Annotated in this window: 23 protein-coding genes and 2 pseudogenes; 15 read left to right on the top strand and 10 right to left on the bottom strand. The window is 65.5% G+C overall.

Annotated features, from left to right (window positions below; genetic code table 11):
- Positions 1-91: 91 nt before the first annotated feature.
- The gene (locus KHO22_RS26380; RefSeq protein ID WP_211950118.1) at positions 92-355 is read right to left on the bottom strand and encodes a hypothetical protein; all 264 of its coding nucleotides are present in this window, start codon (positions 353-355) and stop codon (positions 92-94) included.
- Between the two features lie 20 nt (positions 356-375).
- On the opposite strand from KHO22_RS26380, the gene KHO22_RS26375 reads away from it, so the two are divergent.
- Positions 376-1716, top strand: coding sequence for an IS110 family RNA-guided transposase (locus tag KHO22_RS26375; RefSeq protein ID WP_211950117.1), 1341 nt, complete (start codon positions 376-378; stop codon positions 1714-1716).
- A gap of 308 nt (positions 1717-2024) precedes the next feature.
- Here KHO22_RS26375 and KHO22_RS32645 read toward each other — a convergent pair.
- Positions 2025-2177: pseudogene (locus KHO22_RS32645) on the bottom strand (transposase); the annotation flags it as partial.
- Between the two features lie 270 nt (positions 2178-2447).
- On the opposite strand from KHO22_RS32645, the gene KHO22_RS26365 reads away from it, so the two are divergent.
- From KHO22_RS26365 to KHO22_RS26355, 3 genes are read left to right on the top strand one after another with little or no spacing between them, the layout of a single operon-like run.
- Entirely contained in the window at positions 2448-3227 is a 780-nt protein-coding gene (locus tag KHO22_RS26365) for an acetoacetate decarboxylase (RefSeq protein WP_211950127.1), read from the top strand.
- A 17-nt stretch (positions 3228-3244) separates the two neighbouring features.
- Complete coding sequence (locus tag KHO22_RS26360) at positions 3245-4027, top strand: 3-hydroxybutyrate dehydrogenase (RefSeq protein ID WP_211950116.1); 783 nt, start codon at positions 3245-3247, stop codon at positions 4025-4027.
- Positions 4028-4043: 16 nt separating this feature from the next.
- Complete coding sequence (locus tag KHO22_RS26355; RefSeq protein WP_211950115.1) at positions 4044-5345, top strand: DUF3734 domain-containing protein; 1302 nt, start codon at positions 4044-4046, stop codon at positions 5343-5345.
- Positions 5346-5532: 187 nt separating this feature from the next.
- Here KHO22_RS26355 and KHO22_RS26350 read toward each other — a convergent pair whose 3' ends face one another.
- Together KHO22_RS26350 and KHO22_RS26345 are read right to left on the bottom strand one after the other, a co-directional pair.
- On the bottom strand, positions 5533-5973 hold the full coding sequence (locus KHO22_RS26350; protein WP_230427030.1) for a nuclear transport factor 2 family protein: 441 nt from the start codon (positions 5971-5973) through the stop codon (positions 5533-5535).
- 128 nt (positions 5974-6101) lie between these two features.
- Positions 6102-7160 carry a beta-keto acid cleavage family enzyme gene (locus KHO22_RS26345; RefSeq protein WP_211950113.1) on the bottom strand — a complete coding sequence of 353 codons (1059 nt, stop codon included), beginning with the start codon at positions 7158-7160 and terminating at the stop codon, positions 6102-6104.
- A gap of 513 nt (positions 7161-7673) precedes the next feature.
- Here KHO22_RS26345 and KHO22_RS26340 point away from each other — a divergent pair.
- Genes KHO22_RS26340 through KHO22_RS26325 form a run of 4 tightly spaced genes read left to right on the top strand, consistent with a single transcriptional unit; the run spans position 7674 to position 11241 of the window.
- Positions 7674-8606, top strand: a complete 933-nt coding sequence (locus tag KHO22_RS26340; RefSeq protein ID WP_211950112.1) for an SDR family oxidoreductase — start codon at positions 7674-7676, stop codon at positions 8604-8606.
- Positions 8607-8623: 17 nt separating this feature from the next.
- Positions 8624-9067, top strand: a complete 444-nt coding sequence (locus tag KHO22_RS26335) for a MaoC family dehydratase N-terminal domain-containing protein (protein ID WP_211950111.1) — start codon at positions 8624-8626, stop codon at positions 9065-9067.
- 10 nt (positions 9068-9077) lie between these two features.
- A complete protein-coding gene (locus tag KHO22_RS26330; protein ID WP_115216407.1) occupies positions 9078-9518 on the top strand; it encodes a MaoC family dehydratase in 441 nt (146 codons plus the stop codon).
- Between the two features lie 25 nt (positions 9519-9543).
- Complete coding sequence (locus KHO22_RS26325; protein WP_211950110.1) at positions 9544-11241, top strand: AMP-binding protein; 1698 nt, start codon at positions 9544-9546, stop codon at positions 11239-11241.
- A gap of 406 nt (positions 11242-11647) precedes the next feature.
- Here KHO22_RS26325 and KHO22_RS26320 read toward each other — a convergent pair whose 3' ends face one another.
- From KHO22_RS26320 to KHO22_RS26305, 4 genes are all read right to left on the bottom strand, one after another.
- The gene (locus KHO22_RS26320) at positions 11648-12649 is read right to left on the bottom strand and encodes a tripartite tricarboxylate transporter substrate binding protein (RefSeq protein ID WP_211950109.1); all 1002 of its coding nucleotides are present in this window, start codon (positions 12647-12649) and stop codon (positions 11648-11650) included.
- Positions 12650-12731: 82 nt separating this feature from the next.
- The gene (locus tag KHO22_RS26315; RefSeq protein WP_211950108.1) at positions 12732-13919 is read right to left on the bottom strand and encodes a lipid-transfer protein; all 1188 of its coding nucleotides are present in this window, start codon (positions 13917-13919) and stop codon (positions 12732-12734) included.
- 25 nt (positions 13920-13944) lie between these two features.
- Complete coding sequence (locus KHO22_RS26310; RefSeq protein WP_211950107.1) at positions 13945-15084, bottom strand: acyl-CoA dehydrogenase family protein; 1140 nt, start codon at positions 15082-15084, stop codon at positions 13945-13947.
- A gap of 91 nt (positions 15085-15175) precedes the next feature.
- Complete coding sequence (locus KHO22_RS26305; RefSeq protein WP_230427029.1) at positions 15176-17947, bottom strand: winged helix-turn-helix domain-containing protein; 2772 nt, start codon at positions 17945-17947, stop codon at positions 15176-15178.
- Positions 17948-18183: 236 nt separating this feature from the next.
- On the opposite strand from KHO22_RS26305, the gene KHO22_RS26300 reads away from it, so the two are divergent.
- Complete coding sequence (locus tag KHO22_RS26300) at positions 18184-19809, top strand: ATP-dependent acyl-CoA ligase (protein WP_211950106.1); 1626 nt, start codon at positions 18184-18186, stop codon at positions 19807-19809.
- An 80-nt stretch (positions 19810-19889) separates the two neighbouring features.
- Positions 19890-20110: pseudogene (locus KHO22_RS32640) on the top strand (IS30 family transposase); the annotation flags it as partial.
- Here KHO22_RS32640 and KHO22_RS26295 read toward each other — a convergent pair.
- Positions 20084-20728 carry a TetR/AcrR family transcriptional regulator gene (locus tag KHO22_RS26295; protein WP_211950105.1) on the bottom strand — a complete coding sequence of 215 codons (645 nt, stop codon included), beginning with the start codon at positions 20726-20728 and terminating at the stop codon, positions 20084-20086. The pseudogene KHO22_RS32640 and the gene KHO22_RS26295 overlap by 27 nt on opposite strands.
- 145 nt (positions 20729-20873) lie before the next feature.
- Here KHO22_RS26295 and KHO22_RS26290 point away from each other — a divergent pair, with 145 nt between their 5' ends.
- The 5 genes from KHO22_RS26290 to KHO22_RS26270 all read left to right on the top strand — a co-directional run bounded on the left by KHO22_RS26290 (position 20874) and on the right by KHO22_RS26270 (position 25328).
- Complete coding sequence (locus KHO22_RS26290) at positions 20874-21749, top strand: TauD/TfdA dioxygenase family protein (protein ID WP_230427031.1); 876 nt, start codon at positions 20874-20876, stop codon at positions 21747-21749.
- Positions 21750-21898: 149 nt separating this feature from the next.
- Positions 21899-22753 carry a Bug family tripartite tricarboxylate transporter substrate binding protein gene (locus KHO22_RS26285; RefSeq protein WP_338031373.1) on the top strand — a complete coding sequence of 285 codons (855 nt, stop codon included), beginning with the start codon at positions 21899-21901 and terminating at the stop codon, positions 22751-22753.
- 13 nt (positions 22754-22766) lie between these two features.
- The gene (locus KHO22_RS26280) at positions 22767-23537 is read left to right on the top strand and encodes a sulfite exporter TauE/SafE family protein (RefSeq protein WP_211950102.1); all 771 of its coding nucleotides are present in this window, start codon (positions 22767-22769) and stop codon (positions 23535-23537) included.
- Positions 23534-24928 (top strand): amidase, encoded by a 1395-nt coding sequence (locus tag KHO22_RS26275; protein WP_211950101.1) that lies wholly within the window; start codon positions 23534-23536, stop codon positions 24926-24928. Before KHO22_RS26280 ends, KHO22_RS26275 begins: the two co-directional genes overlap by 4 nt.
- Positions 24921-25328 (top strand): nuclear transport factor 2 family protein, encoded by a 408-nt coding sequence (locus tag KHO22_RS26270; RefSeq protein ID WP_211950100.1) that lies wholly within the window; start codon positions 24921-24923, stop codon positions 25326-25328. Before KHO22_RS26275 ends, KHO22_RS26270 begins: the two co-directional genes overlap by 8 nt.
- A 281-nt stretch (positions 25329-25609) precedes the next feature.
- Here KHO22_RS26270 and KHO22_RS26265 read toward each other — a convergent pair whose 3' ends face one another.
- Positions 25610-26383 carry a hypothetical protein gene (locus tag KHO22_RS26265; protein ID WP_211950099.1) on the bottom strand — a complete coding sequence of 258 codons (774 nt, stop codon included), beginning with the start codon at positions 26381-26383 and terminating at the stop codon, positions 25610-25612.
- Positions 26384-26537: the final 154 nt, after the last annotated feature.

Here is a 26537-nt window from a genome sequence, read left to right as displayed (position 1 = left end):
CCAGCGCAGTATTGCCGCGCTCAAACGCCGGGCCACGGCCCTCGGGTTCCAGGTCAATCCGATAGAGGTGGCCACATGAACACAACCACCTTCACTTCTGTTTCTTGAGAGCCTTTGAGGTCCCTTGGCCGGGCCCGCCGTGGGCGGAGAAACGGGGATTGGCTATACCAGTGAACGGCAGCGCTGCGATGACCGACGCACCAATGGTGCGCACCCACGGCGTGGCATGCCGTGGAGCGAGCCCGCTTAAGAGCCTGGTCCGGGAATCGTCGCCGACAGTGGTGAGCGCAGCGATGCGCATCCCGTTCAGGAGATCGAGTCGATTCTCGACGCTTCCCATGGCGCTGCCGTTCATCAACGATGGTGGAGCAAGCCATGACCATACGCAAGCGAGACGACGAGGTCGTGTTTCCCAATGCGGCAGGGATCGACGTGGGCGCGTCGAGCCACTGGGCGGCGGTGCCGCGGCATCTGGCCGAACATGCCGGCTGCGAGCCGGTGTGTGAGTTCGGCGCGATGACCGACGATCTGCACGCGCTGGCTGACTGGCTGCTGGCGTGCGGCGTGGACACCGTGGCGCTGGAATCCACCGGGGTCTACTGGATCCCCGTGTATGAGGTGCTGGAGCAGCGCGGCCTGACGGTCTGGCTGGTCGATGCGCGGCAGCTCAAGTACGTGCCCGGGCGCAAGAGCGACGTGCTCGACTGCCAGTGGTTGCAAAAGCTGATGAGCCTGGGGCTGCTGCGCGGCGCGTTCCGCCCCGACGACGAGGTGTGTGTCGTGCGCGCGGTGGTGCGCCAGCGCGAAGTGCTGCTCACCGAGCAAGCTTGCTGGGTGCAGCGCATGCAAAAGGCGCTAGTGCAGATGAACCTTCAGCTCACCGAAGTGCTTACCGACGTGATGGGCATGACCGGGCAAGCCATCATCCGCGACATCGTGGCCGGCCAGCGCGACCCCGCGGTCCTGGCGCAGCACCGCCATAGCCGCGTCAAGGCCAGCGTGGTCGACATCCAGCGCGCACTGACGGGAAACTGGCGTGAGGAGCACCTCTTCGTGCTGGCGCAGTCGCTGGCCATGTACGACAGCCTCGCACAACGCATGGCCGAATGCGATGCCAAGCTCCAGGCGCTGCTGGCGCCGTTAGGATCCCACGAGGCCAATCTCAGCGGGCCGGGCAAGCGTGCCGGCAAAAACACTCCGGCCTTCGACTTGCGTACCGCGCTGGCGCGCTGGGCCGGCGTGGACCTGACGCGCATCAACGGCCTGGCGATCACCTCCGTGCTGACGGTGCTGTCGGAGATCGGGCCGGACCTGCGCCGCTTCGCCAACGTCAAGCACTTCTGTTCCTGGCTGGGACTATGTCCGGGCACCAAGATCAGCGGTGGCAAGGTCCTGTCGGCGCGCACGCGACGCTCGACCAACCGGGTGCGCCAGGCGCTGAAACTCGCGGCCATGAGTCTCTCGCGCAATCGTTCGGCGCTGGGCGCCTTTTACCGGCGCCTGTGCGCGCGCATGGACAAGCCGCGCGCCAATACCGCCGTCGCCCACAAGCTCGCCCGCATGGTGTACTTCATGCTCACGCGCGGCGAGGCCTTCGTCGATCAAGGTCAGCAGAAGTACGAGGAGCAGCAGCGCCACCGCTCCATCGCCGCTTTGCGCCGCCGCGCCGCTGACCTCGGCTTCGCCATCACGCCTGTGACAGCGGCGGCTCCATAGCGCCAGCCGTCATCTGTTTCTCAGGAGGGGAAGGCATTGCATTGGCGACCGCGTCTCGAGTTTCACTCGCAACGCCTCGTCGTCGACGAGACGCATCAGAGCAAGCGCCCCGACCGTGGCAGCATAGGCGGCTATGGCCGAGTCCCGTGCGCCAATAGCGCGCATTGCGGCCGACCACAACCACCGCCTCGCGCTCGACCGCCGCGCGAACCAGATCGACCTGCCCTGCTTCGCGGTCGCGCAGATCAGGCACCGCTGGTATTGCATCGACCAGGTCTTTGAGGACCACCGAGTCGTGCCGATAGGCACCGGTCACGACTGCCGTCGGCCTGCCAATCGTGAAGGCAACGCCAGCGAGCCATGCCACTGCCGAAGCCTGGTTCCTGCGGCAAGTCTTGCCACGCAATCCCGGCCTGCAATACGAACAAGATGCCGCCCAGCGCCGCCCGGTCGTTCACTCTGGTGTGCCTCATGTCGCATGTCCTTTGTCCTTCTGGTGAAACAATCCATTCCGCTCTGCGCACTTTCATTGCTAATGGAAAACCCGTAGGATCGTCCAACTGGATGCTGCGCTGCGACAAATCTGCTGTATTCGTCACAGCAACGTCGCCGCGCAAAGCCAGGCAAGGCAGTCCGCCACTGAGCGATGCCTGCGCAGGAATCAGCCCCATGTCTGGCTGAGGCAATCAAGTTATCGAACTGTGATGACTCCACAACTTACAGGGATCCTCGTGAAAATAGATGACATCCGTAAGAACGCTTTTGCAATGCCTCTGCATAGCCCCTCGTATCCGCGTCCGCCTTTCCGATTCCTCAATCGCGAATACCTGATCATTACCTACGAAACTGACCTGGATGCCCTGCGAGCGGTCGTGCCCGAGCCCTTGACGGTCGATTCGGCGCTGGTCCACTACGAGTTCATCCGCATGCCGGACTCCTCCGGATTCGGTGACTACACGGAGAGCGGCCAGGTGATTTCCGTCATCGATGACTCGGGCCAGAAGGGCAACTACACGCATTCGATGTACCTGGATGATGAAGGACCGATCGCCGGCGGCCGTGAAATCTGGGGGTTTCCGAAGAAGCTCGCCTCGCCCCGCCTGACCATTGATGGTAACGATACGCTGCTTGGCACCGTTGACTATGGGACGCAGCGGATCGCGACCGGCACCATGGGTTATAAATTCCGCCCGCTCGATATCGAGGCCGAACGCCGGAAGCTGGCGGATACGCCGAACTACCTGCTCAAGGTGATCCCGCACGTCGATGGCTCGCCGCGGATCTGCGAACTGGTCCGTTTCTATCTGAAGGACGTGACGGTGCTCGGCGCCTGGGAAGGACCCGCCGCGCTGGAACTCCACCCGCACGCGCTGGCGCCCGTTGCCGAGCTTCCGGTCAGGAAGATCATTGGCGCGAGGCATGTCATTACCAATCTCACGCTTGATATCGGCGAAGTCGCGTTTGATTACCTCGCGCCTGCACAGGCCCCGAGGCTTGTCGTCAACCAGTAACCCCGCAAGGAGCAACCATGTCATTGCAAGGAAAAGTCGCACTCGTTACCGGCGCAGCAAGTGGTATTGGTGAACAATGCGCACGCCAGCTGGCTCAGGATGGCGCCGCCGTCGTCATCGCCGACCTGAATCTGCAGAATGCGCAGAAAGTCGCGGATGCGATCGTCGCTGAGGGCGGCAAGGCAATTGCTGTGTCGATGGACGTGACGAGCGAAGCCGCGGTCAACGCCGGCATCGAGGAAACGGTCAGCAAGCTCGGCAGCATCGATGTGCTGGTGTCGAATGCCGGCATCCAGATTGTCAATCCGATTGAAGACTACGAATTCTCGGACTGGAAGAAAATGCTGGCCATTCACCTGGACGGCGCTTTCCTGACGACGAAAGCTGCCATCCGGCATATGTACGCGGCAGGCAAGGGTGGTTCCATTATCTACATGGGTTCGGTTCACTCACATGAGGCATCGAAGCTGAAGTCGGCCTATGTGACAGCTAAGCACGGGCTCCTTGGCCTTGCCCGCGTTGTCGCGAAGGAAGGCGGCCCGCGCGGCGTGCGCGCCAACGTGGTGTGTCCGGGCTTTGTCCGCACGCCGTTGGTCGACAAGCAGATTCCAGAGCAGGCCAAGGCCCTCGGAATCTCGGAAGCGGAAGTCGTCAAGAACGTGATGCTCAAGGAGACCGTGGACGGGGAATTCACGACTGTGGCTGACGTGGCCAGAACGGTTGCCTTCCTGGCCGGATTCGAGTCGGCGGCGTTGACGGGGCAGTCGGTCGTGGTGAGTCACGGCTGGTTCATGCAATAAATACAAGGAGTCAGACGTGCGCCGCAGCGGAACCAGCAGAATCAATCGCGACCATCAGCTAGAGTTGCCCCCCTATGACGAAATCGGATTGGTCCTGCAGGGAGGCGGCGCACTCGGCTCCTATCAGGCAGGCGTTTATCAAGGTCTGGCCGAAGCTGGCATCAGGCCCACCTGGATCTCGGGAATTTCGATTGGTGCATTGAATACGGCCATCATCGCAGGCAACGCGCCTGAAGACGGCGTGGAAGCATTGAGCGGCTTCTGGAACACCATTTGCCAGCCTGCGGACCTGATCGGTCACGTGGGCGCCTGGTGGCCGGCGACATTGGGTTTCAAGGATATTGCGCGCAAGTGGTCGAGCATGTGGGCCGCCAGCCGCGCGCTGGCGGAAGGCCAGAAGGGGTTCTTTACGCCGCGCTCGCTCCTGCATGGCGCGGGGCTGATACCTAAAGAGCCAAGCCAGGTGAGCTTTTACGATACGGCCGCCTTGCGCGCCACGCTGCTCAAGTACGCCGACTTCGATCGTATCAACGACGGCGATATTCGGGTTTCCGTGGGGGCGGTCAATGTCCGCACAGGGAACCTGATCTATTTCGACAATACCAAGATGCGCCTGAAGCCGGAGCACTTCATGGCATCGGGCGCGCTGCCGCCGGGGTTCCCCGCAGTTGAAATCGATGGCGAATACTATTGGGACGGCGGCCTCGTCTCGAACACGCCGCTCACTGAGATCGTCAGGGAATCGCAGCACAAGGACACACTGATATTCCAGGTGGATCTGTGGAGCTCGCGTGGCAGGCTGCCGGGCAACTTCCTTGACATCTCGGAGCGGACCAAGGATATCCAGTACTCGAGCCGGACCCGGGCGATTACCACCTTTCTCGAAGCAGAGCAGAGGCACGCCGGTCTCATCAAGCAGCTACTGGAACACGTGCCGGAGGAAGTGCGCCAGAGCCATCCGCTCATGCGCAAGGCGCGGGAAGTCGCGGGTGGCCGTGCGGTCAATGTGGTCCACCTGATCTACAAGAACAAGGCCTTCGAGGGACACTACAAGGACTACGAGTTCAGCACCGACACGCTTGGCGAGCATTGGGAGGGCGGGCTGGAGGACATCCGCCGCTCGCTTGGCAACCCCGACTGGTTTGCCATTCCAAGCCGCGACATCGGCTTCGTGACACACGACGTACATCGCCAGCAAGCGTCGGAAACTTTGACTTCCGATGCATTCAACGGTGATGTGGTCGACACCTCAAGGCTCGTGACGCTCGAGAGATTTCCCGCCGACCAGGCGGACGATCTGAACGCCGGCGCCAGCTAACATCAGTCGGCGTGGGCTTGCGACGATCTGCTCGTGAGGCACAGGTTTGCAGCGCATAGCACCGGAAACGCCGCTCGAACGGGCATGCCGCGCACCGATGGTCGCGCGGACAAACGTTCGGTGCGCTCGCGCAGGCGCGCGGCGCTGGTCACGATGGACAAGCTCGTGTGGCCGCCTACGCCGGGCGTCAGGACGCGGCGCGCGCGGCGAAGGTGATCCGAGGTGCGAGGCGGTTGATGAGCCAATCTCCACGGTCATTGCATGCCAGCTCGCATTCCACGTCAGCCAGCAGGGCCGGCACCACCTTGTCCACGGGGAGCGTTGGCGCTGCCCCCGTGTCGGAGCGATAGACGGTCAGGCCGAAGGCCACCTTGGCCACTGATCCGCCATGCTCCAGGACAATAAAATTGCTGACATAGTGTCGAGTGAACAGCGTTGCGGACCGCTTGCTCAGGGAAGCAAGGATCTGTTCTGGCCCGAGCAGTGCATGAGTGCCATGATCCCAAATGCCATCCGGCATGAAGCACTCGGATGTACCAGGATAGTCTCGTCGGTCGAGGGCGTGATACATGCGGATCACCGTCTGCTCGCCGCCAATGACAAGGGAAAGAGTCTCTGGGTTGTTCATGGTTCCATTACCTGAAATGCCACGCCGAAGCCGGACGGTCGCCAGCATGGCCCGTCCGGAAGATCGCGCGACTGGTGCGCGAGAACTGTGCTTTGGGGAGGCGAAGCCTCCCCAGGACTGACGCTGGGTCAGGCCACCTTCTTCAGGAAGCCTTGTTGCGCGCCCTTGCGATTGGGCGCGAAGCCGTTTTCCTGCAGTGTTTCCTCCACCGTGTCATAGAACACGCCGATCTTGCACATTTCGCGCGCTTGCTGGGCGGTCGCGATCGGGCGACTCATCTCTCGCGAGATACGCACCAGTTGCTCGATCTGGGCCACCGTACCCATTTTCTCGGTACGGGTCTGGTTCCAGAGCGTGTCTTCGGTGCCGCAGCGAACATGCAGCCCCATCGCAATCCCAAACGTGTTCACCGGGAGCACGTTGAGTACCGAGCTTTCCACCGTCAACACAGCGCCATCCGGCACGGCGCGCACGAAGTTGGCCAGGCTGTAGATACTCGGTGAGTCCATGCCCCCGCCAATCGCGACCCAGTTCAGGACCAGCGGTCCCTTGTAGATCCCGCGGCGCATCAGTCGTTCCACAGACTCGAAGCTGTTGATGTTGTAGCACTGGAACGCGCTCTGGATCCCTGCCGCGCTCAGCCGACGGACGTGCTCCTCGACCCAGCCCGGCTGCGCCGGCACAGTCATCTCTTTGTAGGCATTGAAGACCACCGGGTCTTCCATTGAACTGCCCACGATGTCGCGATGATCAAACTGCTCGAGGATGTTCATCTGCGACGTATTGACGGTAACCGTAACCTGGTCGGGCTTCGGGTCGAGTTCGGCCAGCATGTGGCGCGTGTCGTCCGAGAGCCACTTTGCAGCCGCGCCTTCCGTTTCCGGAGCAAAGCTGATCGAGCCGCCGACCTGGATGATCATCTCCGGTACCCGGGCCCGCACGCCAGCGATCAGCTCATTGAACTTGGACAGACGCTTGGAGCCTTTGCCATCGAGCTCCCGTACATGCAGGTGCAGTACGGTGGCACCCGCGTTGTAGCAATCCACCGCCTTCTGGATTTGCTCCTCCATGGTGACGGCGATGTCCTCGGGAAAGTCCGACGGCATCCACGAGGGAGCGTAAGGCGCAGCCGTGATGATCAGCGGTTGCTGGTTTTCGGGGAACAGGTGTCCGTCAAGAAAGTTCATGGTATCGACAGGAAGAGCATCTACGAAGGGTCCGGGGCTCCCGCGCTGTGGAAGGCCTTTCAGGCTTCACTGACGCCTGCACCGGCGGTACTACGGCGCACTGGGCAGGCGAATCATTCACTGGGGGGAGGCTTGCAAGGAAGTATTGACGAATACGCCGTCCTGCATTTGATCTTTTGGGACGGTCATTTGACAATACGGGACACCGAGGAGCTTGCATCTCCCGCACCGACGTCGACGGTCTGGACATCATCCTCAGCGATGACCCCGAATGCCTGCTCCAGCACAGGCTGGCCACCGCCCCCCGCAGAGATGGTCGCGAGGGAGGACACGCGGGGCGTTAGTGGCCGCGTGTCGCATTCGAGGGGAGCCTCACCCCGCCACGCGGCACGCCCGGTTGCGCACTGCCCTATCCGGCTAGTGGCAACCGCGCCCCCTCCCGAAATAATCGAACCGTCCGTCCCGATTCGACTGGACCGCTTTTATCCAACATCTGTTTCGAAAGGAGTATCGATGCAACAACTCTGCAAGGACCGCGTGGTCGTCATCACTGGCGCCGGCCGTGGCCTCGGCCGCGAATATGCCCTGGAATTCGCTCGCCACGGTGCGAAAGTGGTCGTCAACGATCTCGGCGCATCACCGGATGGCAGCGAGATTGCCGCAGGACCCGCGCAGCAGGTCGTCGAAGAGATCCGCGCCATGGGTGGCACGGCCGTGGCCAATAACGACGACGTGGCCGACTGGGACGGCGCGAAGCGCATGATCCAGTCGGCCATCGAGAACTTCGGCAGCATTGACGTGCTGGTCAACAATGCCGCGATCATCCGTGACCGCATGCTGGTCAATATGGAGGTGGAGGACTGGGACGCCGTGATCCGGGTGCACCTGCGCGGCACCTTCGCGCCGATGCGCCACGCCGCCGCCTGGTGGCGCGACGAATCCAAGGCCGGCCGTCAGCGCGCGGCCCGCGTGATCAACACCTCGTCCTCGGCCGGCCTGTTCGGCAACGTAGGCCAGACCTGCTACGGCGCCGCGAAGGCGGGCATCGCCTGCATGTCGAACGTCGCGGCGACGGAACTGGGCCGCTATGGCGTCACGGTCAACACCATCTACCCGAGCGGCACGACCCGCCACACCGAGCACCTGATCAAGAGCGGCCGGCTTAACCCCGTCGTCAATGCCGTGACTGGCTTCGAGGCCCTCGACCCGGCCAACGTCGCGCCGCTGGTGGTCTGGCTCGGCAGCACCGAATCCGCAGACGTCACCGGCCGCGTGTTCGGCAGCCGTGGTGGCCGCATCACGGTCGCCGAAGGCTGGCACGCGGGTCCGCACATCGAGAAGCCTGGCCGGTGGGAGGTGGCCGAACTGGGCGCGCTGGTGCCGGACCTCGTGCGTCGCGCCACGCCGAACGCCACGCTCGATGGCGTCATCCCCGCCGCCGCCTGACTGACCGGAGACATGTCATGCTCGACAAGAACCTGATCGGCCACAGCTTCGGGCAGCGCAGCATCAAGGTGGAGGAATGGGCCGTGCGCTGGTACGCGCGGGCCATCGGCGAGACCGACCCGTCCTACCACGACCTCGCCGCCGCCCGCGCGGCGGGGCTCCCCTCGCTGCGCGTCCCGCCGACCTTCGTCTCCTGCATGGAAGGCTGGCTGTTCAATACCTTCGACCTGCTCGCACTGGCCCGCGTGGAGCCCTCGCGTGTGCTGCACGCCGAGCAGCAATACGACTTTCACGCACCCATCCACGCAGGCGATACCCTGACCTACGAACCCCGCATCGTCGATGTCTACGACAAGAAGGGCGGCGCCCTCGAATTCCTTGTCAAGGGCACCCGCATCATCAACCAGGACGGCACGCACGTGGCCGATGCGCGCTCTGTGCTCGTCCAGCGCCAGATCTGACGGAGACCTCATGACGACCACGACGAATCTCGCCCATCACGCAACGCTGGCCGAACTGCAGCCGGGCGACGACATCCCCGAACTGCGGGTCTCCCCCATCAGCCGGCGCACTCTCGCCATCTATGCCGGCGCTTCCGGCGACCACCACCCGCTGCATATCGATTCCGACTATGCGCGCGAGGCGGGCCTTGGCGACGTATTTGCCCACGGCATGCTGTCCGCCGCCTATCTGGGCCGCCTGGTGACAAACTGGGCGGGACAGGATCGCCTGCGCTCCCTGAAGATGCGCTTCACTGGCATCACGCACCTGCGTGACGCGCCCCATTGCACGGGCCGGGTCAGCGAGCGATTCGAGGAGAACGGCGAAGCGCGACTGCGCGTCGAGATGGTCTGCGCAAACCAGAACGGCGAACAGAAGATTGTCGGCGAGGCGATCGTCGCCATCGCCTGATCTCAACCACTGCACACACCCGCCCATGCCCCGACTGACCCGACATTTTGCGCACTGGCCCCCCGGGGCCCCGCGCACGCTGGATGTAGCAGACTGCAATCTGTTCTCCCACCTCGAAGATTCGGCGGCGCGGCTGCCGGACAAGCCAGCCGCAATCTTCTACGGCAAGCCGACCACGTTCCGCGAGATGCAGGCGGCTGCGGTGGCACTGGCGGGCTACCTGCAGCAACGCCTTGGCGTGCGGCGCGGTGACCGCGTGCTGTTGCTGATGCAGACCTGTCCTCAGTTCTATGCCTCGTTCTACGCCGTGATGCGTTGCGACGCGGTCGTGGTGGCGCTGAACCCGATGAGCACGCCGGACGAAATCGCCTACTTCGCCGCCGACTCGGGCGCCCGCGTGCTGGTGGCCACACAGGACGTGGCTGGCCGCGCGGTAACGCTGATGGACGACGGGACGCTGGATGCCTGTGTCGTCGGCGCGCTGTCGGACTTCGCGGCCCCGCCGGAGGCGTCCCCCTGGCTTGAACTTCCCGCCATCGTGCGCGAGCCGCGACGGGCCATGCCGCATCCCCGCTGCCACGACATGGCCGCCGCGCTGGCTGCCGGCGCTCAGCCGGCGCCGGCGCAGGCGAAGGGGGAGGACCTTGCCGTGATCGGGTACACCTCCGGCACCACCGGCAAGCCAAAGGGCGCGATGCTGTCCCACCGGAACTTCTGCTATACGCTCGCGCACCGCGCGCACTGGCAGGACGACAGGGAGGACGAGGACGAACTGCTGGCCCTTCCGGCCAGCCATCTCGCCGGCATGCGGGTGATGCTGCAGGCCGGCCGGATCGGCCGCACGCTGGTGATGCTCGCCAGGTGGGATGCGAAGGCTGCCGTCGAGTTGATCCATCGCCTGCGCATCCGCTCCTGGCCGACCGTGCCGACGATGCTGTCGGAAGTGCTCGGCGCCGCCGACGACGCGGCGCACGCGCTCTCTTCCCTGATGCGGCTGTACGGCGGCGCAGCGGCCATGCCGGACGCCCTCGCCCGTGAAATCCAGGAGCGGCTCGGTCTCGTCTTCCTGGAAAGCTATGGCATGACCGAGTTCTGCGGTCTCGCGCTCAGCAATCCGCCACAGGCTGCGCGACGGCAGTGCGCCGGCGTGCCGGTGATCAACTGCGACGTGCGCATCATCGATCCCGTGACGCTCGAAGAACTCGGGCCGGACCAGCCGGGCGAGATCGTCATGCATGGCCCCACGCTGTTCGCGGGCTACCTGAACAAGCCCGAGGCAACGGCCGAGACGCATATCGAGATCGACGGCAAGCGCTTCCTGCGCAGCGGCGACCTGGGATATCAGGACGACGACGGCTATTTCTACGTGACCGACCGCCTCAAGCGGATGATCAACAGTTCCGGCCTGAAGGTGTGGCCGGCGGAGATTGAATTGGCACTCTACGGTCATCCCGCCGTGCAGGAAGCGTGCGTGATCTCGGCGCGCGATCCGCACCGGGGCGAGACGCCCAAGGCGTTGATCGTGCTGCGTCCGGCGGCGCGCGGGACGGTGAAGGCCGACGACCTGATCGCATGGGCCCGCGAGCAGATTGCCGCGTACAAGGTGCCCCGGATCGTGGAAATCGTCGAGGCACTGCCCAAGACGGCGACCGGGAAGATCCTGTGGCGGGTGTTGCAGGAGGAGCAGGACAGAGAGGAGCGGAAGGCGTTGTCCACTTCCTGAGATCAGTCCGCCCGTCGATGACCTTCCCGCACTACGACGCCCCCGCCCGCGCCGGATTGTGGTCCGTGTGGGCGGCCGGGCCGGGCCGTGCCGGTAACTCACCGCTCATGGCCGGCGCTCCGGAGGATGTCCGCGCAGCGCTGGCCGCCTCCGTGCCGTTTCGGAAGCGCGTCAGCAATCCTGCGAGTTTGCCGCCGCGGCCGAAATGTGGTGACGACCGCCTGCTTCAACGGACGAAAGCATCCGCCTGGACGGCGGGATCCGCATGGCGCCGCGCTGATGGTGGCAGGGAAAGGCGGGCGTTGGCCAGCCGCCTCCCGGGAATCGGGCCCCCGCTCTTGCGGGGAAACCCGCGCGACCGACCGGCGGTCTCCGGCCCCCAATGCCTCGGAGACCGGCCACCCGCTTAGCGCTGCGCCGCCTGCAACTGCTGGGCAAACGGCCGATAGTGCGTGATTTCCGCTTCGACCAGCGCCCCGACCTCTTTCCCCGATGCGGCAAACACGTCAGCCCCCATGTTCTCCGTCAGGAACCTGATGTACTCCGGCCGCTTCATCGCCTTGGTCACGGCAGCTTCGAGTGACTGCGCGACATTCTCCGGTGTCTTCGCGGCCACGCCGATGGCGGTCCACCCGGACATCTCGAACTGCTTCAGTCCGGCTTCGGCAACCGTCGGCACGGCGGGCAGCGCGCGGCTTCGTGCCTTGCTGGCCACCGCCAGCGGACGCAGCTTGCCGGAAGCGATCAGCGGCATCGCCCCGCCGATATCGACCAGCGCCACATCCACCGCCCCGCCGATCACGTCGGCCTGCAGCGGTGCCGCGGTCTTGTAGGTCACCTGGTTGAACGTCACCTGCGCTATCTGCTGCATGCGCAATGCCCCGAGCCGGTAGTAGGCACTGTAGCTGCCCATGCTGACCGCCCCCGGCGCCTGCTTCGCCTCGGCCAGCACGTCGGCCAACGTGTGGAAGCGGGACTGGCCCCCGGTCACGAGCAGGGCCCCGACGCGCATCATGCCGGCCACCGGGCGCAGGTCGCGCAGCGGCTCATAGGACAGGGAGGCGTTGATCAGCGGGTTGATGATCATCGAACTCGGCGAGATCATCAGGATGCTGTACCCGTCCGCCGGTGCGGACAGCAGCGCCTGCACCGCTACAAGGGAGTCCGCGCCGGGCCTGTTCTCCACGACGACGGGTTGCCCCAGTTCTTCTCCGGCAAACCTGGCAAGGAGCCGCGCGCTGGAGTCGGAGCTGCTGCCCGGGCCGAGCGGCACGAGGAAGCGTATCGGCCGTGAAGGCCAGATCTCGGCATGGGCCGCGCCAACGCCGGGAATCCAGCCGTCAGCCCAGCCGGGTAGCGAGACGGCCAGCGCGAGCGCCAGCAGGCGAATGCGGGAACGACGTGTCATGGGTGTCTCCTCCTGTATTGGAAGTGTTGTATCGCCGGGACCTCGTGTCACGATGGCTGGTCCCGGCTTGCCGGGGGGCCGGTCAGTGCTTGCCGTACAGCGTCACCACGCAGGCCCCGCCCAGCCCCAGGTTGTGCGCCAGCGCCAGCCGCGCGCCCTCCACCTGTCGCTTGTCGGCGTTGCCACGGAGCTGGTTGGTCAGCTCGTAGCATTGCGCGAGGCCCGTCGCGCCCGGCGGATGGCCCTTGGACAGGAGCCCGCCCGATGGATTGGTCACGACCTTGCCGCCATAGGTGTTGTCGCCGTCCTGCACAAATTTCTCGGCCCCACCCTCCGGACAGAAGCCGAGCGACTCATACAGGATGACCTCGTTCTGCGCGAAGCAGTCATGCAGCTCGCAGACGTCGATGTCATCGGGGCCGACGCCGGCCTTCTCCCAGACCTGCCTGACGGCCGCGCGCGTCATGTGCGAGCCGACCCAGCTCAGCATCGACGGCGGATCGAATGCCTCCGGCGGGTCGGTAGTGAGCGCCTGCGCCAGGATCTGCACGTCGGTGCGCAGGCCGTGCCGGCGGGCGAACTTCTCCGACACGATCACCGCCGCGGCCGCCCCGCACGTCGGCGGGCAGGCCATCCATCGCGTCATCACGCCCGGAACGATCACGGTGTCGGCCATGATTTCCTCCACCGACAAGGGCCGGCGGAAGATTGCCAGTGGATTGTTGACGGCATGCCGGCTCGCCTTCGCGCGCACGCGGGCGAAGGTCTCCATTCGCGTGCCGTATTTCTCCATGTGCTCACGCCCCGCGCCGCCGAAGGTACGCAGCGACTGGCCGAGGTGCTCGAGACCTGGCGTCAGCGAATGCAATACCGGCATGAAACGCACGCGCGGCGGCGGGCGGTCGTCCCAGTGCATCTTCAGCGCACCTGGCTGCATCTGCTCGAAGCCGACCGCCAGCGCGCAATCCACCTCGTCCGACATGACCGCCTTGCGCGCCAGATACAGCGCCGTCGAGCCCGTCGAGCAGTTGTTGTTCACATTGACCACCGGGATGCCCGTCATGCCGACCTCGTAGAGCGTGGTCTGGCCGCATGTGGAGTCGCCGTAGACGTAGCCGGCATAGGCTTCCTGAATCTGGTCGTAGCCAATCCCGGCATCGGCCAGCGCCGCGCGCACGGCGTCTGCGCCCATCTCGAAATATGGCTGGCTCGTGCCCGGCTTGACGAAGGGTGTCATGCCCACGCCCGCGACTAATGTCTTTTCGCTCATGATGTTCCGTGTGTGGAGTGATGGATTACAGCTTGCGCGCGATCAGGTCGCGCATGACTTCGCTTGCGCCACCCGCAATGCGCGAGACCCGATAGTCGGTGAACGCGCGCCCGATCGCGTAGTCGCGCATATAGCCGTATCCGCCATGCATCTGCACCATTTCGTCGATGCACTTCCCCATGGTCTCGGTGGCGAACAGCTTTGCAATGGCGGCTTCCTGCACGGTCAGGCGGCGCTTCATGTGCTCGCCGATGTAGTAGTCGACCATCGTGCGGACCGCGACGGCTTGCGCCTTGATGTCGGCGAGCTTGAACTTGGTGTTCTGGAAATCCCACACCGTGCCACCGAACGCCTTGCGGTCCTTGACGTAGTCCACCGTGACCTGTAGTAGCCGCTCGATGGCGATGGCCGAGTACAGCGCGATCAGGAGGCGCTCCTGCGGCAATTCCTGCATCAGGTACGAGAAGCCCATGTTCTCCTCGCCGAGCAGGTTTTCCACCGGCACGCGGACGTTGTCGAAGAACAGTTCGGCGGTGTCGGCACCGGGCTGGCCGATCTTTTCCAGCTTGCGGCCACGCCGGAAGCCCGGGCGGTCGGCTTCGACCATGATCAGGCTCACCCCCTTCGCGCCGGCGGACTGGTCGGTCTTGGTGACCAGCATGATCATGTCGCAGTTCAGCCCGTTGCTGATAAAGGTCTTGCTGCCGTTGATGACGTACTCGTCGCCGTCGCGCACGGCGGTCGTACGGCAGGCCTTCACGTCGGAGCCGCAGCCGGGCTCGGTGATGCCGACCGCCATGATCGTCTCTCCCGCGCAGATCGACGGCAGCCAGCGGTGCTTCTGCGCCTCGGTGCCAAGCCGGGCAATGTACGGCGCGATGATGTCGGAGTGGATGGAGAACCCCGCGCCGGAGATGCCGGCGCGGTGCATCTCCTCCATGACGATGGCCGAGTGGCCGAAGTCGCCACCGCCGCCACCATATTCGGCGGGCACCGAGACGCACAGCAGACCCTCGCGGCCAGCCTTCAGCCAGGTCTCGCGGTCGGTCCGGCCGGCCTGGTCCCACTCGGCCTGGCGCGGCGCGCACTCACGTTCGAAGAATCGCCGCGCGGTGGGGCGAAGCATTTCATGGTCTTCACGAAAGACGTTGCGGATGACGTCCACTGGCAGGCTCCTTGTCGATGTGTCGGACTCTCCGGCGCACAGCGCCCATGCGGGGCCGTGCCGGATAACACATCTTGGTCCCCCGGGACGCTCAGTTCACTAGCCGGATTGGCGAGGTCGGCTGTGCGGACAACGCGAGATCACGCATGCGGGCCACCGCTTCGTCCCGCTCCGAGACTCCGAGCTTTCCGTAGATCTTGCGCAGGTGCCACTTGACTGTGTGCGTCGTGAGGCCGAGCACGCGGGCGATCTTCTTGTTCGGCATGGCCTGGGCAACGAGTTCCAGCACTTGCCGCTCGCGCGCATTGAGCAGGTCGGCTCGGTCTTCCCCGCAGGCCGGGCGCAACGGAGGTGCCTCCCTCATGCGCGCGTCGAGCAGACGTCGGATATAGAACGCCAGCACCGGGTCCGGCGCGCCGTCGTCGAGCAGGTCTTCCAGCAACGTCGCGACGCCCGCTGACGCGTCAAGCAGGCTGCGGGCCAGTCCGAGCCGGTGGCCCAGGCGCAGGCCCTTGAATGCCTGCCGTCGCGCTGCCTTGCGGTCGCCGCGCCCGGCTTCGGCCACTGCTAGCATCATGTGCAGCGTTGCCACGCCGGCCCAGCGGCCCACCGAGGCCGTGAGCACCAACAGCGGCAGGCAACGCGACACGGCGCCATCGAAGTCCTGCCAGTGAAGGCAGGCTTCGACCCGCGCCTGTTCGCAGACCCGGCGGATCTCGGCGGGGGCGCCCTGCCGCGCACGGGCGTGGAGGGTGCCCAGCGCCACCAGCCGTTCCAGCACGGCCATGGCCTGCGTCGTCTCGCCCCGCGCATGATGGACGCGCAGGCGCAGCGCCAGCGCATGAGCCTGCGCGCGTTCCTGCCCGTTGCGAGTGGCATAGGCTTCCAGCCGCGCGAGGCAGGCCAGCGCCTCGGTGCGGCGGCCGAGCGTCCAGTGGGCCTGGAACAGCGCGACCAGGGCGCGCAACGCGGCGTCGGGGCCCGAGATGCGCTCCAGCACATCGAGGCGGGGCTCCAGCAACTGGCAGACGGCTTCGCGCTCGTTGGCTTCGTACAGCGTCTCGCCGAGCAGGCCGTCCGCCAGCCCCGCAGCGTCCACCGAGGCCGCGCCCTGCAGCGCGCATCCTCGCTGCACTTCGCGCAGCAGGTGCCCGGCGCGAATCATGTGGCCTTCCAGCGTCAGGCTCATTCCTTCCAGGGCAAGGCTGACCAGGCGGCGCGCCGAGGTGACGTTGTGGGGGGCGGCTTCGCGCAGAATCGCGCGCGCGCGCTCGAAGTGGCCGTCGTACATGTGCGACCAGGCCAGCAGGTGAGCGCGGCCCGCAAAGGCAAAGCCCTGCGCGTCGTGCGGAATGACTTCGATGTCGGGCCGCATCGCGCGCACGGTCTCGGTGTCGTCGCGCTGCATGGCGGACGCGCCCCGCAGCAGGCAGACGGCGAAGCGTTCGCGCGCCGGCATGGTGTCCTGATCCGCCTCCAGGCTCGCCAGCGCCACTTGGAGCGCGTCGAGGTCGCGCGCATACATGCACAGGTAGGCGGTCACCATGCGCAACTGGATGCGCGGCCGCACTTCCTCTTCCGGCAACTGGCGCATGATGCCGGCAAGCTGGACCAGTTCGCCCTGTCCCATCAGGTCGATGGCGCAGCCCTCCAATACTTCCGCAGCGGCATGCGCCTCGCCTGCCTGCACCGCATGGCGCACCGCCTCGTCGAGGTGGCCGCGCAGCTCGAACCAGCGCCACGCCGCCTTGTGCAGCGCCTGCCGTGTGCCCGCGTCGTGATGGCCGGGCCTGCCCAGCAGCACCTCGCGCAGCAGGGGATGGAGCCTGTACCACGCCTCCTGGTTGGCGCCGCTGATCTGGCTGATGAAGAGGCTATCGCTGTCGAGCCGCGCCAGCCGCGAGGTCATGCTCGCTACGGCGTGCGGCTGCTGCATCAGCGTGGCGCACAGCGAGGCGCAGAAGCGGTTGCAGATGGCAGCGCGGCTGAGCAGGTCGAGATCGTCCGGCGCGAGGTTCACCAGGACTTCGCGCTCGAAGTAGCTGGCGAAGGCGGTCGCGTCGCGCACCTGGACGCGCGGATAGCGCGTGCCACTGCGCGTCTTCAGGTCGACCGCAAAAAGCTGCAGGCCGGCCACCCAGCCGTCGGTCAGCTGGTGGAGCATCTCCGCATCGCTGCGGTCGATGCGACCGAGGTGATCGCGCAGGAAGCGCTCGGATTCCTCAGGGGAGAAGCGCAGGTCCCTGAGGTCGAACTCGCTCACCTGGCCCTGCGCCCGCAGCCGCGCAAGCGACAGCGGGAGCACGCTGCGGATGGCGAAGACGAGGTGAAGATTGGGCGGCGCGTAGTCGACCAGCCATTGCAGCACCTGGTGGCTGCGCGGTTCCTCGAGGCAGTGCGCGTCGTCGATCATCAGCACGAAGTCGCGCGCGCGGCCCGCGATGGCGTGGACCACCGTGATGATGCAGCGCTCCAACACCGCCTTGCTGTGATCGCGACCGACCAGCAGGGCCGCCTCGCGCACCACGGTGGCATCGACCATCGCGAACGAGGCCAGCAAGGCGCCGAAGAAGCGAGTCAGCTCATTGTCCTCGGCGGCGACGGTCAGCCACGCCACGTCGAAGTCCAGCGCAAGCAGTCTTTGGCGCCACGCAACGAGCGTGGAGGTCTTGCCACTGCCGGCCGGGCCCTGCACGATCACGCAACGCTGGCGTCGCACGGCCAGCAGGCGCTCCTGCAAGGCATCGCGCGGGACCAGCCGGCGCGCAGGGCGCGGGGGAACCAGCTTGGTGCTGGGCACGGCCTCGATGGCGCGGCCGATGGACTGCGCCGGCACTGCGGCGGATACATCGCTATGGGACACGGAATCCTGACTCGATGCGCTGCGCGTGGCAGAGGGACCTTTCATCATTGTCCGCCGCCGCCCCGCTGCCCGCCCCCTGTCGTGGGGGGGGTGGAAAATCTCTCATTTCAATCTAGACGGAACGTTGAAGGCTCGGCCAATGTTGTCCCCCATCACCCGTCACTAGCCGATCCGGCTAGTCGCAAACGCCCTCTCCGCCGAGACAATCGTGCGTCAGACAAACAGCGGAGGAAGCTATGCAGGCGACTATCGACATCGGCACGGTGTTCGGGGAGATCCAGGACTGGACAATGTCTGCAATCCTTGCACGGCGGGCAGCGCTGTCCGCCGACAAGCTATTCCTGCGCGACATGCCCGATGGTCGCAGCTATACATACGGCGAACTGGAGCGCGAAACCAATGGCCTCGCGCATGCATTCCGCGACATGGGGATCGGGTACCGCGACCACGTCGCAGTGATGTTCGAGAACTGCCCGGAACAGGTCCTCAGCTACTTCGCGCTCGGCAAGGCCGGGGCCGTCTCGGTGCCCATCAACACCGCCGCGAAGGGTCAGCTGCTGCGCTACTACCTCGACCATGCCGACTGCTCGTCGGTGGTCGTATCCGAGGCACTGGCGGAGGAAATCGTGCAAGTGGCAGGCGATCTGCCCGGGCTCAGCCGTCTCATCATCCTCGGCGACGCGCAGCCCACGCGCGCGCGTCTTGCAGGAACCGGGATCGACGTCCAGGCATTCCCGCGCGATTGCGCCTCCGACGCCCCCTTCGACAGCCCCGCCCGGTTCAACGACCTCGCCTACCTGCTATACACCTCGGGAACGACTGGCCCGTCTAAAGCGATCATGCTCACCCATGCCTGCACGCATTTCTGGGGCGAGCAGACCATACGGTTCCGGCATGTGCAGGCGGGCGACGTCGACTATGTCTACCTGCCGCTCTTTCACGCCAATGCCCTGCTGATAGGCGTGACGACCGCGCTGATGGCCGGTACGACCGTCGCGCTCGCGCGCCGCTTCTCCGCCGGCCGGTTCTGGAGCGATGTGCGCGCCGCGGGCGTCACGCGGTTCAGCTCGATCGGCGCCGTCGCCAATTTCCTGTATGCACAGCCTCCCGGCCCCGGCGACCGCGACCACCAGGTCCGCGTCTGTACGCTGGCGCCGGTGCCTGCATTCGTCCACGACTTCGAAGCGCGGTTCGGACTCCGGGTACTGAGCGGCTACGCGCTGAGCGACTACTGCGCCGCGACCTGGAGGCCGCTGGACACCCCACCGGAAAAGTATTTCAGCGCCGGCCTGCCGCGCGACACCGTGAACGTGCGCGTGGTGGACGATGACGACTTCGACGTGCCCGCGGGCTCCCCGGGCGAGATCCTGCTGCGCGTCGAGCAGCCCTGGGCGACTCCGCTGGGCTACTACAAGATGCCGGAAGCGACGGTCGCCGCCCACCTGAATGGCTGGTTCCATACCGGCGACCGGGGCTATTTCGACGCGGATGGCTATCTCTACTTCACGGATCGCAAGAAGGACGCCATCCGCCGGCGGGGCGAGAACATTTCCGCCTACGAGGTGGAGACGATCATGCAGACTCACCCGGCGATCCGGCAGGTAGCGGTCTATCCCGTGCGCTCCGAGTTCACGGAGGACGAAGTCGCCGCCACGGTGATCCTGCACGAGGGCCAGACGCTGTCTTGCGAAGCGCTGATCAAATACTGCAGCGCCAACATGAGCAAGTTCATGGTCCCCCGCTTCGTGGAATTCGTCGACGAACTGCCACTGACCCTGACCAACAAGGTGGAGAAGTACAAGCTGCGCCAGCGTGCGGAGGCAAATCTCGCGCGCTTGTGGGACCGCGACGGCCACCGCTGATGAACGAGCGTCTTGCCCCTCTTGTTTCGAGGGGCAAGACGCCTGGTCGGGCCTATCCTCGTGCCTGATGGGTGCTGCAAATGAAACAAAGACGGCGGATCTACTACACCGAGACTCAAAAAGCACTAATGTGGGAGCGCTGGCGCAAAGGTGACACCTTGCGCAGATTGCCCGACTGTTCGATCGCTACCCCTCATCTGTGCAAGGGATTTTCGCCAGGACTGGCGGAATACTGCCAGCTTCTGAACCGACTTTCCCGCCCTCCCCAGGCAATTCAGGCGCTCAGGTAAGCGCGGAACGCCCGCGCCAGTTCTTCGTCGAACTCCCGGCTCTCCAGTCGCAGCGGCCCGGGATTGTTGAGCATCGCATTGACGATGCTCCCAATGGCGAACTGGAAGGCGACATGGATACGCCGCTCCACCAGCTGTGGGTCGGCGCCTTCATACAGGCGCAGCAGTACAGGCACCGCCTCCTCGATGAAGGCATACCGCCCTGCCTTCATGCGCGGCCATGTAGTGCCGCGGGCTTCCAGGATCGTTGCTCGCAGCACGCCCTGGTGGCGCCGTACGACGCGCCGCAACTCGGCCAGCAGCGCGTGGATCCCGGTCTCCAACGTCCACTCCCCCTCCTTCAGCGCCGCCAGCCGCGCTTGCATCGCGCTACGCGCGTCCTCCTCCGCCACGGCCTGCATTGCGCGGAAGAACGATTCCTTGCTGTCGAACCTGCCGTAGAAGGCCCCGGTCGTCACGCAGGCTGCCGCGCATATCTCCTGGATGGTTACGCTGTCCAGTGCCCGCTCGGATAGCAGTTCACGCCCCGCGCGCAACAGGGCGTCCGTTGTCCGCCCTGCACGGGTATATCGCGGAGGGACGAATCCAGGCTGGCCATCCAGCGCTGCCAGCACCTTTGCTCTTGTCATGACTTCCCGGCACCTTATGTCTTGTCGTGGTTTTCCCGCCCCCCCGATCTGCTTGTTGCATCGGGTCTCGGGATAGGCCAAAAATATAGCCAAGATTATAAATTGGAGATGAGCGATGAGTCCTGTCAACGCTGCTGAAATCCCGATGGTCGCCCCGGCAGTGGTTCGTCCTTGCGCCCTGCAATCGTCCTTCACGGTTACCCGAATCTCGCCGGCGCTTGGTGCGGAGATCGGCAATATTGACCTGACGGCGCAGGTCGACGACGACACCATTGCTGCACTGCGCAGCGCACTGGTGGAGCACAAGGTGCTGGTGTTTCGCGATCAGGACATTACGCCGGTGCAGCACGTGACGCTGGCGCGCCGCTTCGGGGAACTCGAAGTTCATCCCACCTTCCCGCACCATGCGGAGTTCCCCGAGCTTGTCATGCTGGGCGGTGACGACAAGCGGCCCGCCATGGAGAACGGGTACCACAGCGATGTGTCGTGGCGTGAGATTCCGTCGATGGCATCGATGCTGCGTTGCGTGCAGTGCCCCGAGATCGGCGGCGATACCGTGTGGGTCAACATGGCGCTGGCCTACGAGCGGTTGCCTGAATCCCGCAAGCGGCAAATCGACGGGCTGCTGGCCGTGCACGACATTCGCCCTGCCTTTGGCGACAGGATGACACCGGAACAGCAGCGGGAATTCCCTCCCGCCACGCATCCGGTGGTGCGGACCCACCCAGAGAGCGGCGAGAAGATCCTCTACGTCAATGGCGGCTTCGTTACCCACTTCGTCAACTTCAAGACGCGCAATCCGGTGCGCGGCGCATTCGAATCGCATTCCGAGAAGCAGGACCTGCTCGATTATCTTCTCCGGCAGCCCGCCATCCTCGAGTACCAAATGCGACTGCGCTGGCGCCCCAACACCATCGCTTTCTGGGACAACCGCTCGACCCAGCACTACGCGATCCAGGACTACTTTCCCGCCGTGCGCCGCATGATGCGGGCGACCATCATCGGCGATCGTCCGTTCTGAGCCGACCATACGCGAGAGCAGGAGGCAGACACATGAAATGGAGAGCGCTCCTCAGCGCCGCCGCGCTCGTTTGTAGCGGGGCAGCCCGGGCCGACAACTATCCTGGCCGGCCGATCACATTTGTGGTTCCCAGCGCCCCCGGCGGCGCCATGGACGCCATCGCACGCACGCTGGCAGAAGTCATGAGCAAGCGGATGGGACAACCCATCATCGTCGACAACAAGCCCGGCGCCAGCGGCATGCTCGGCACACAGTATGTCGCCCGCGCCGCACCTGACGGCTACACGGTCCTGGTCACGACGTCCGCGCCGCTCCTCAATGCGCCCTTCATGTTCGCGAAGGTGCCATATGACGTAAAGCGTGACCTGTCGTTCGTGTCGCAGATCTGTACCGGGGAGCTCGTGCTTGCGGTGAATCCGAAAAAGGTGCCAGTGAAGACGATCCACGAGTTCGTCGCCTGGGCGCGGCAGCACAACGGCACACTTGCCTATGGCTCTTACGGCGTGGGCTCGGCCTCGCACCTGATGGGGTCGTACTTCAGTACGTCGAACAAGCTTGACATGACACATGCCCCGTACAAGGGCGAATCGTTGATGGTGCAGGACATGATCGGTGGACAAGTCGACTGGGGCATCGGCACGCTCGGCGTGATGGCGCCACACTTCCAGAATGGCCGCCTGCGCGCGTTGGCCGTCATGGGCGACCGCAGGCCCGCCGAACTCCCGAATGTGCCGACCATGGCCGAATCGGGATTTCCGCAGCAAGAGTACAAGCCCGTCGGATGGGCCGCGATGCTGGCGCCGGCGAACGTGCCGCCTGCCGTGCTGAATCGCCTGGAAGAGGAAGTCCGCGCCGCCGTGCAGACCACGACGATGAAGGCGCGCTTCCAGGTCTACGGAATGTACGCCCTTGGCACCAGTTCAGCCGAGTTCCGGCGCGATTTCGACGCCACCGCCCCCGTGACCGAACGGCTGATCCGGCTCTCCGGCGCGCGCAGCGACTGAGGCGGGGCGCGGGATGTCAAACTGGCCGGCCGATGGCCTGATCCTGCTTGCCGGCATGGCGATCGGCGCCACATCGATTGGCGGCGTGGCCGTGGTACCGGTCTTGTCCGGCATAGGCGGCGTGACGCTGCCGCAAGCCATTGCCGCCTCCAGCCTCGCGTTCCTGCCGACGGGACTGCTTGGCTGGTGCGTCGCCTGCCGGGAGGCAAAGGTGTGGCACAAGTCATGGCCGTTGCACATAGCGGCGCTGATCGGAGCGCTGGCGGGCGCCACGGCGGTTCATTCCCTTCCGCCCGGCGCAGCGCGCATCGGGCTGGCGTTGCTGACGGCGGCATCCGGGCTCTATGGTCTGGCATCGGCATCGGCATCGGCATCGGTATCGGCAGCGGCAGCGGCATCGACAGCGCCCGAGCGCCCGATGCCCGGCCAGGCCGCCCTGTTCGCGCTGGGGCTGGGGGTGGGATTCGCCTCGGCCTTGTCCGGCACGGGCGGCCCTGTGCTGCTCCTGCCACTGCTGATACTGTGGCGCGCGCCAACCGTCACCGCGGTCGCGGCCGCAATGGCCATCCAGCTTCCGGTTGCCGTCGCCGCCAGCGCGGCGCACATGCTCGCCGGGCAACTGCCGGTGGCATTAGGCGTGCAGACCGGTGTGATCTTGCTGGCCGGTGCATGGACCGGACGGCTTGTCATGCGGCGGCTGCCTGGGCGGGCTTTGCGCCTGGGAACGTCGCTTTGCCTGATTGCGGTGGCGGGGTGGTATGGCTTGTCTCACTGGAGTCCATGAACATCATGACGCATCTCGCTGACCTTTCTGCCACCGATCTGCTGCAAAGCTACGCCAACCGCGACCTGTCACCAGTGGAGGTGCTGGACGCCGTACTCGCACGCGTGGCGCAGCTTGAGCCGGTGGTCAACGCCTTCCGCTTCGTCGACACGAACGGCGCCCGCGAGCAGGCGCGCGCATCCGAAGCACGCTGGCTGCGCAACAGGCCCCGCGGGCTGCTCGACGGCGTGCCGGTGGCTTTCAAGGACCTGCTCCACGTGCGCGGCTGGCCCACCCGCATGGGAAGCCTCGCCACCAGCGACCGCCCGCAGGCAGAAGATTGCCCGGCGGCGGCTCGCCTGCGCGAGCAGGGGGCCGTGTTGCTGGGCAAGACCAATACTTCCGAGTTTGGCGCGAAGGGCCTCACCGAAAGCAGGCTCGCCGGCATTACGCGCAATCCCTGGCTGACGACGCACACACCAGGCGGGAGTAGCGGCGGCGCGGCCGTCGCCACGGCACTGGGCATGGCGGCCCTGCATGTTGCCAGTGATGGCGGCGGCTCGATTCGGGGTCCGGCAGCGGCCTGCGGCGTGTTCGGCTTCAAGCCAAGCTTCGGACGTGTGCCTTGCTACCCGCCCGCTCACTCCGGCACGCTGTTTCACCTGGGCCCCATGGCGCGCAGCGTGACCGATGCTGCGCTGTTGCTGAATGTCATTGGCGGACGCGACGTCCGCGATTGGCATGCACTGCCACACGAGGATCGTGACTGGCGCGCGGGCCTGGACGGCGGCGTCGCCGGCTTACGCGTGGCGTACAGCCGGACACTCGGCTACCTCCCGGTGGACCCGGAGGTGGGCGCCATCTGCGACCAGGCCGCGCGACGCTTTGCCAGCCTCGGCGCCACTGTGGAGGACACAGATCCCGGCTTCGACAACCCCACTCCGATCTTCCGGACGCTGTGGGATGCAGGCGTTGCGCGACTGATGCGCAGCATCCCCGCGGATCGCCTGTCGTTGCTCGACGCCGCACTGCACGAGTCCGACGCACGCGCCCGCAGCCTCGACGTCAGTGCCTACCTCGAGGCCATGGACCGCCGCCGGGAACTCGGCGCCACACTGGCCAAGTTCCACGAGCGCTATGACCTTCTGCTTACCCCCACCCTGGCTGCCGCGGCCCCGAAAGTCAGCACGACGTGGTCGGCGCCATTCTGCCTGCCTTTCAATCTCACCCAGCAACCCGCGGCCAGCGTGCCTTGCGGTTTCACTCAGGCCGGCCTCCCCGTGGCGCTCCAGATTATCGGTGCCGCGCACGCCGATGCGCTCGTCCTGCGCGCCGCCAGGGCATTCGAATCGACGCAGCCTCGATCGTTCCCGTGCCCCGACCATATCCTGAATGGAGATTCCGATGACTGAATCTGAAGTGAAAACGCTGATGGCCACCTTTGGCGCCGCCTTCCGTGCAGGCGATGCAGACGCGGCCGGCGCCTGTCTTGCCGACGACTTTACGTGGCAGTTACCTGCCGGCAACGGCGATCCGCGCGGCCAGGTCCTGCAAGGCCGTGACGCTACGCTGCGCTACTTGCGCGAGCGATTCTCCCAACAGCAAGACGGCGGTAACGGCGTGACCTTTTCGGACACCCGCATGGAGGTGTTCGGCGACCTGGTGATTCTGCGCTATCGCGTCCGCGGGACGGCTGAAGATGGCCAGCCTGTGGATGCAATGGGACTTGACATGTTTCGCGTTGCCAACGGGCGGATTCTGTCAAAGGATGCGTACTGGAAGCAGGTCACCTGGCCGATCTCGACCCACTGAGTGGTTCGGCTTCGAGGGTCAAGTCATCCAGACTTCTTTCGATGTACCTCCGGATCATGCTCAGGATCGGCGTGATGCCGAACCTCCCGCAATGAACAGATGGCTGCCACGGTAGCCCAGTTCCGGCCAGCGCCACGCCGTCCCGGAAGCAGCCTCTCGGGCTCCTGTCTGCGCGCCCGACTATTGCCAGCGCCACCGCCGGGCAGCTTCATCCCCCAAAATTGGGCAACCTGCCCTCTCGGCTTCTGGCGCGTCAGGCGCACCGGTCGGTCAACGTCCGCTCACGCATAGGCATCCGCCTTGCGCGGCGTGTACAGCAGCACGACCTGCGCGCCGTCGTTGCCGGCCGTGAAGCCTGGCAGCGCGTCGCCGGCGGAGACGAATGCGCTTTCCCACGGGCCCAGTTCCTGCCCGTCGCCGCGCAACGAGCCCGACAGCACGACGAGGAACAGGTCGCCTGCATGAGGCGGCCGGAACAAGTCGCCTGCATGAGGCGGCCGCGCGGGAACCAGCGCCGCGCCGGCCGGAAGACGCGCGACCGTGACGCCGAGCCCGTCCTCCGCGAGCGGAAAGACGTCCTCGCAGGTGGCCGTCGGCAAGGTGCGCAGGTGGTCGGGCGCATCCGTGGCAATGGGGCCGACGTGCGCATGCCGCTTCGGTCCCCGGATCATCTGCTCGCGTTCAGTGACCGGAACAAGCCCGCTCTCGAAGACTGGCCGGATCGTGAAGTACTTGAGCCCGGCGCTGCCGGCGACCAGCGGCCCGTAGCCGGTATAGGCGCCCGCGTAGTGCACGGTCAGCGGCGCGAGCGCGTGCCGTCCGATCGACCCGTCGCCGTCGAAAAAGAGCTGGAACTGGTTCTGCCGGTGGAAGTGCGCGGGGGCGACCGAGTGCGGCGGCTGTTCGACGAGGAATATGGTGGGCGAGAGCTGCGGGTCCTTGCCCGTGTCCATCCATTCCGACTTGTGGAAGACGTATGGCTCGCCACCCTCGAAACGCAGTGGAATGGCGCGTCGCGTGGCTTCCGCGCGCGCCCTGGTGCCGTAAACAATCATTGGATGCTCTCCTTGTTCATGTTGGACCGGATGCCCGGGGTGCGGGCAGCAAACAGGCAGACGAGCATATTTCTTGGCATGAGCGCGGTCTGGAAGCAACCCGCGGGGCGGGGTGGCCGCACTCCCCAGGAGCGCGGCCCTCCCTTGCCAGACC

Origin of the sequence: Cupriavidus yeoncheonensis, assembly GCF_905397275.1 — a bacterium.
Taxonomy (GTDB): Bacteria; Pseudomonadota; Gammaproteobacteria; order Burkholderiales; family Burkholderiaceae; genus Cupriavidus; species Cupriavidus yeoncheonensis.
This window is presented reverse-complemented; position numbering and strand designations above follow the sequence as displayed.

What these genes read in the sequence shown, in the direction of transcription:
- KHO22_RS26315 (WP_211950108.1), bottom strand. Translation starts at nt 13,919, where the DNA reads ATGAGCGAAAAGACATTAGTCGCGGGCGTGGGCATGACACCCTTCGTC.
- KHO22_RS26335 (WP_211950111.1), top strand. Translation starts at nt 8,624, where the DNA reads ATGCTCGACAAGAACCTGATCGGCCACAGCTTCGGGCAGCGCAGCATC.
- KHO22_RS26265 (WP_211950099.1), bottom strand. Translation starts at nt 26,383, where the DNA reads ATGATTGTTTACGGCACCAGGGCGCGCGCGGAAGCCACGCGACGCGCC.
- KHO22_RS26300 (WP_211950106.1), top strand. Translation starts at nt 18,184, where the DNA reads ATGCAGGCGACTATCGACATCGGCACGGTGTTCGGGGAGATCCAGGAC.
- KHO22_RS26360 (WP_211950116.1), top strand. Translation starts at nt 3,245, where the DNA reads ATGTCATTGCAAGGAAAAGTCGCACTCGTTACCGGCGCAGCAAGTGGT.
- KHO22_RS26375 (WP_211950117.1), top strand. Translation starts at nt 376, where the DNA reads ATGACCATACGCAAGCGAGACGACGAGGTCGTGTTTCCCAATGCGGCA.
- KHO22_RS26330 (WP_115216407.1), top strand. Translation starts at nt 9,078, where the DNA reads ATGACGACCACGACGAATCTCGCCCATCACGCAACGCTGGCCGAACTG.
- KHO22_RS26350 (WP_230427030.1), bottom strand. Translation starts at nt 5,973, where the DNA reads ATGAACAACCCAGAGACTCTTTCCCTTGTCATTGGCGGCGAGCAGACG.
- KHO22_RS26290 (WP_230427031.1), top strand. Translation starts at nt 20,874, where the DNA reads ATGGTCGCCCCGGCAGTGGTTCGTCCTTGCGCCCTGCAATCGTCCTTC.
- KHO22_RS26340 (WP_211950112.1), top strand. Translation starts at nt 7,674, where the DNA reads ATGCAACAACTCTGCAAGGACCGCGTGGTCGTCATCACTGGCGCCGGC.
- KHO22_RS26325 (WP_211950110.1), top strand. Translation starts at nt 9,544, where the DNA reads ATGCCCCGACTGACCCGACATTTTGCGCACTGGCCCCCCGGGGCCCCG.
- KHO22_RS26320 (WP_211950109.1), bottom strand. Translation starts at nt 12,649, where the DNA reads ATGACACGTCGTTCCCGCATTCGCCTGCTGGCGCTCGCGCTGGCCGTC.
- KHO22_RS26275 (WP_211950101.1), top strand. Translation starts at nt 23,534, where the DNA reads ATGAACATCATGACGCATCTCGCTGACCTTTCTGCCACCGATCTGCTG.
- KHO22_RS26280 (WP_211950102.1), top strand. Translation starts at nt 22,767, where the DNA reads ATGTCAAACTGGCCGGCCGATGGCCTGATCCTGCTTGCCGGCATGGCG.
- KHO22_RS26270 (WP_211950100.1), top strand. Translation starts at nt 24,921, where the DNA reads ATGACTGAATCTGAAGTGAAAACGCTGATGGCCACCTTTGGCGCCGCC.
- KHO22_RS26295 (WP_211950105.1), bottom strand. Translation starts at nt 20,728, where the DNA reads ATGACAAGAGCAAAGGTGCTGGCAGCGCTGGATGGCCAGCCTGGATTC.
- KHO22_RS26285 (WP_338031373.1), top strand. Translation starts at nt 21,899, where the DNA reads ATGGACGCCATCGCACGCACGCTGGCAGAAGTCATGAGCAAGCGGATG.
- KHO22_RS26345 (WP_211950113.1), bottom strand. Translation starts at nt 7,160, where the DNA reads ATGAACTTTCTTGACGGACACCTGTTCCCCGAAAACCAGCAACCGCTG.
- KHO22_RS26380 (WP_211950118.1), bottom strand. Translation starts at nt 355, where the DNA reads ATGAACGGCAGCGCCATGGGAAGCGTCGAGAATCGACTCGATCTCCTG.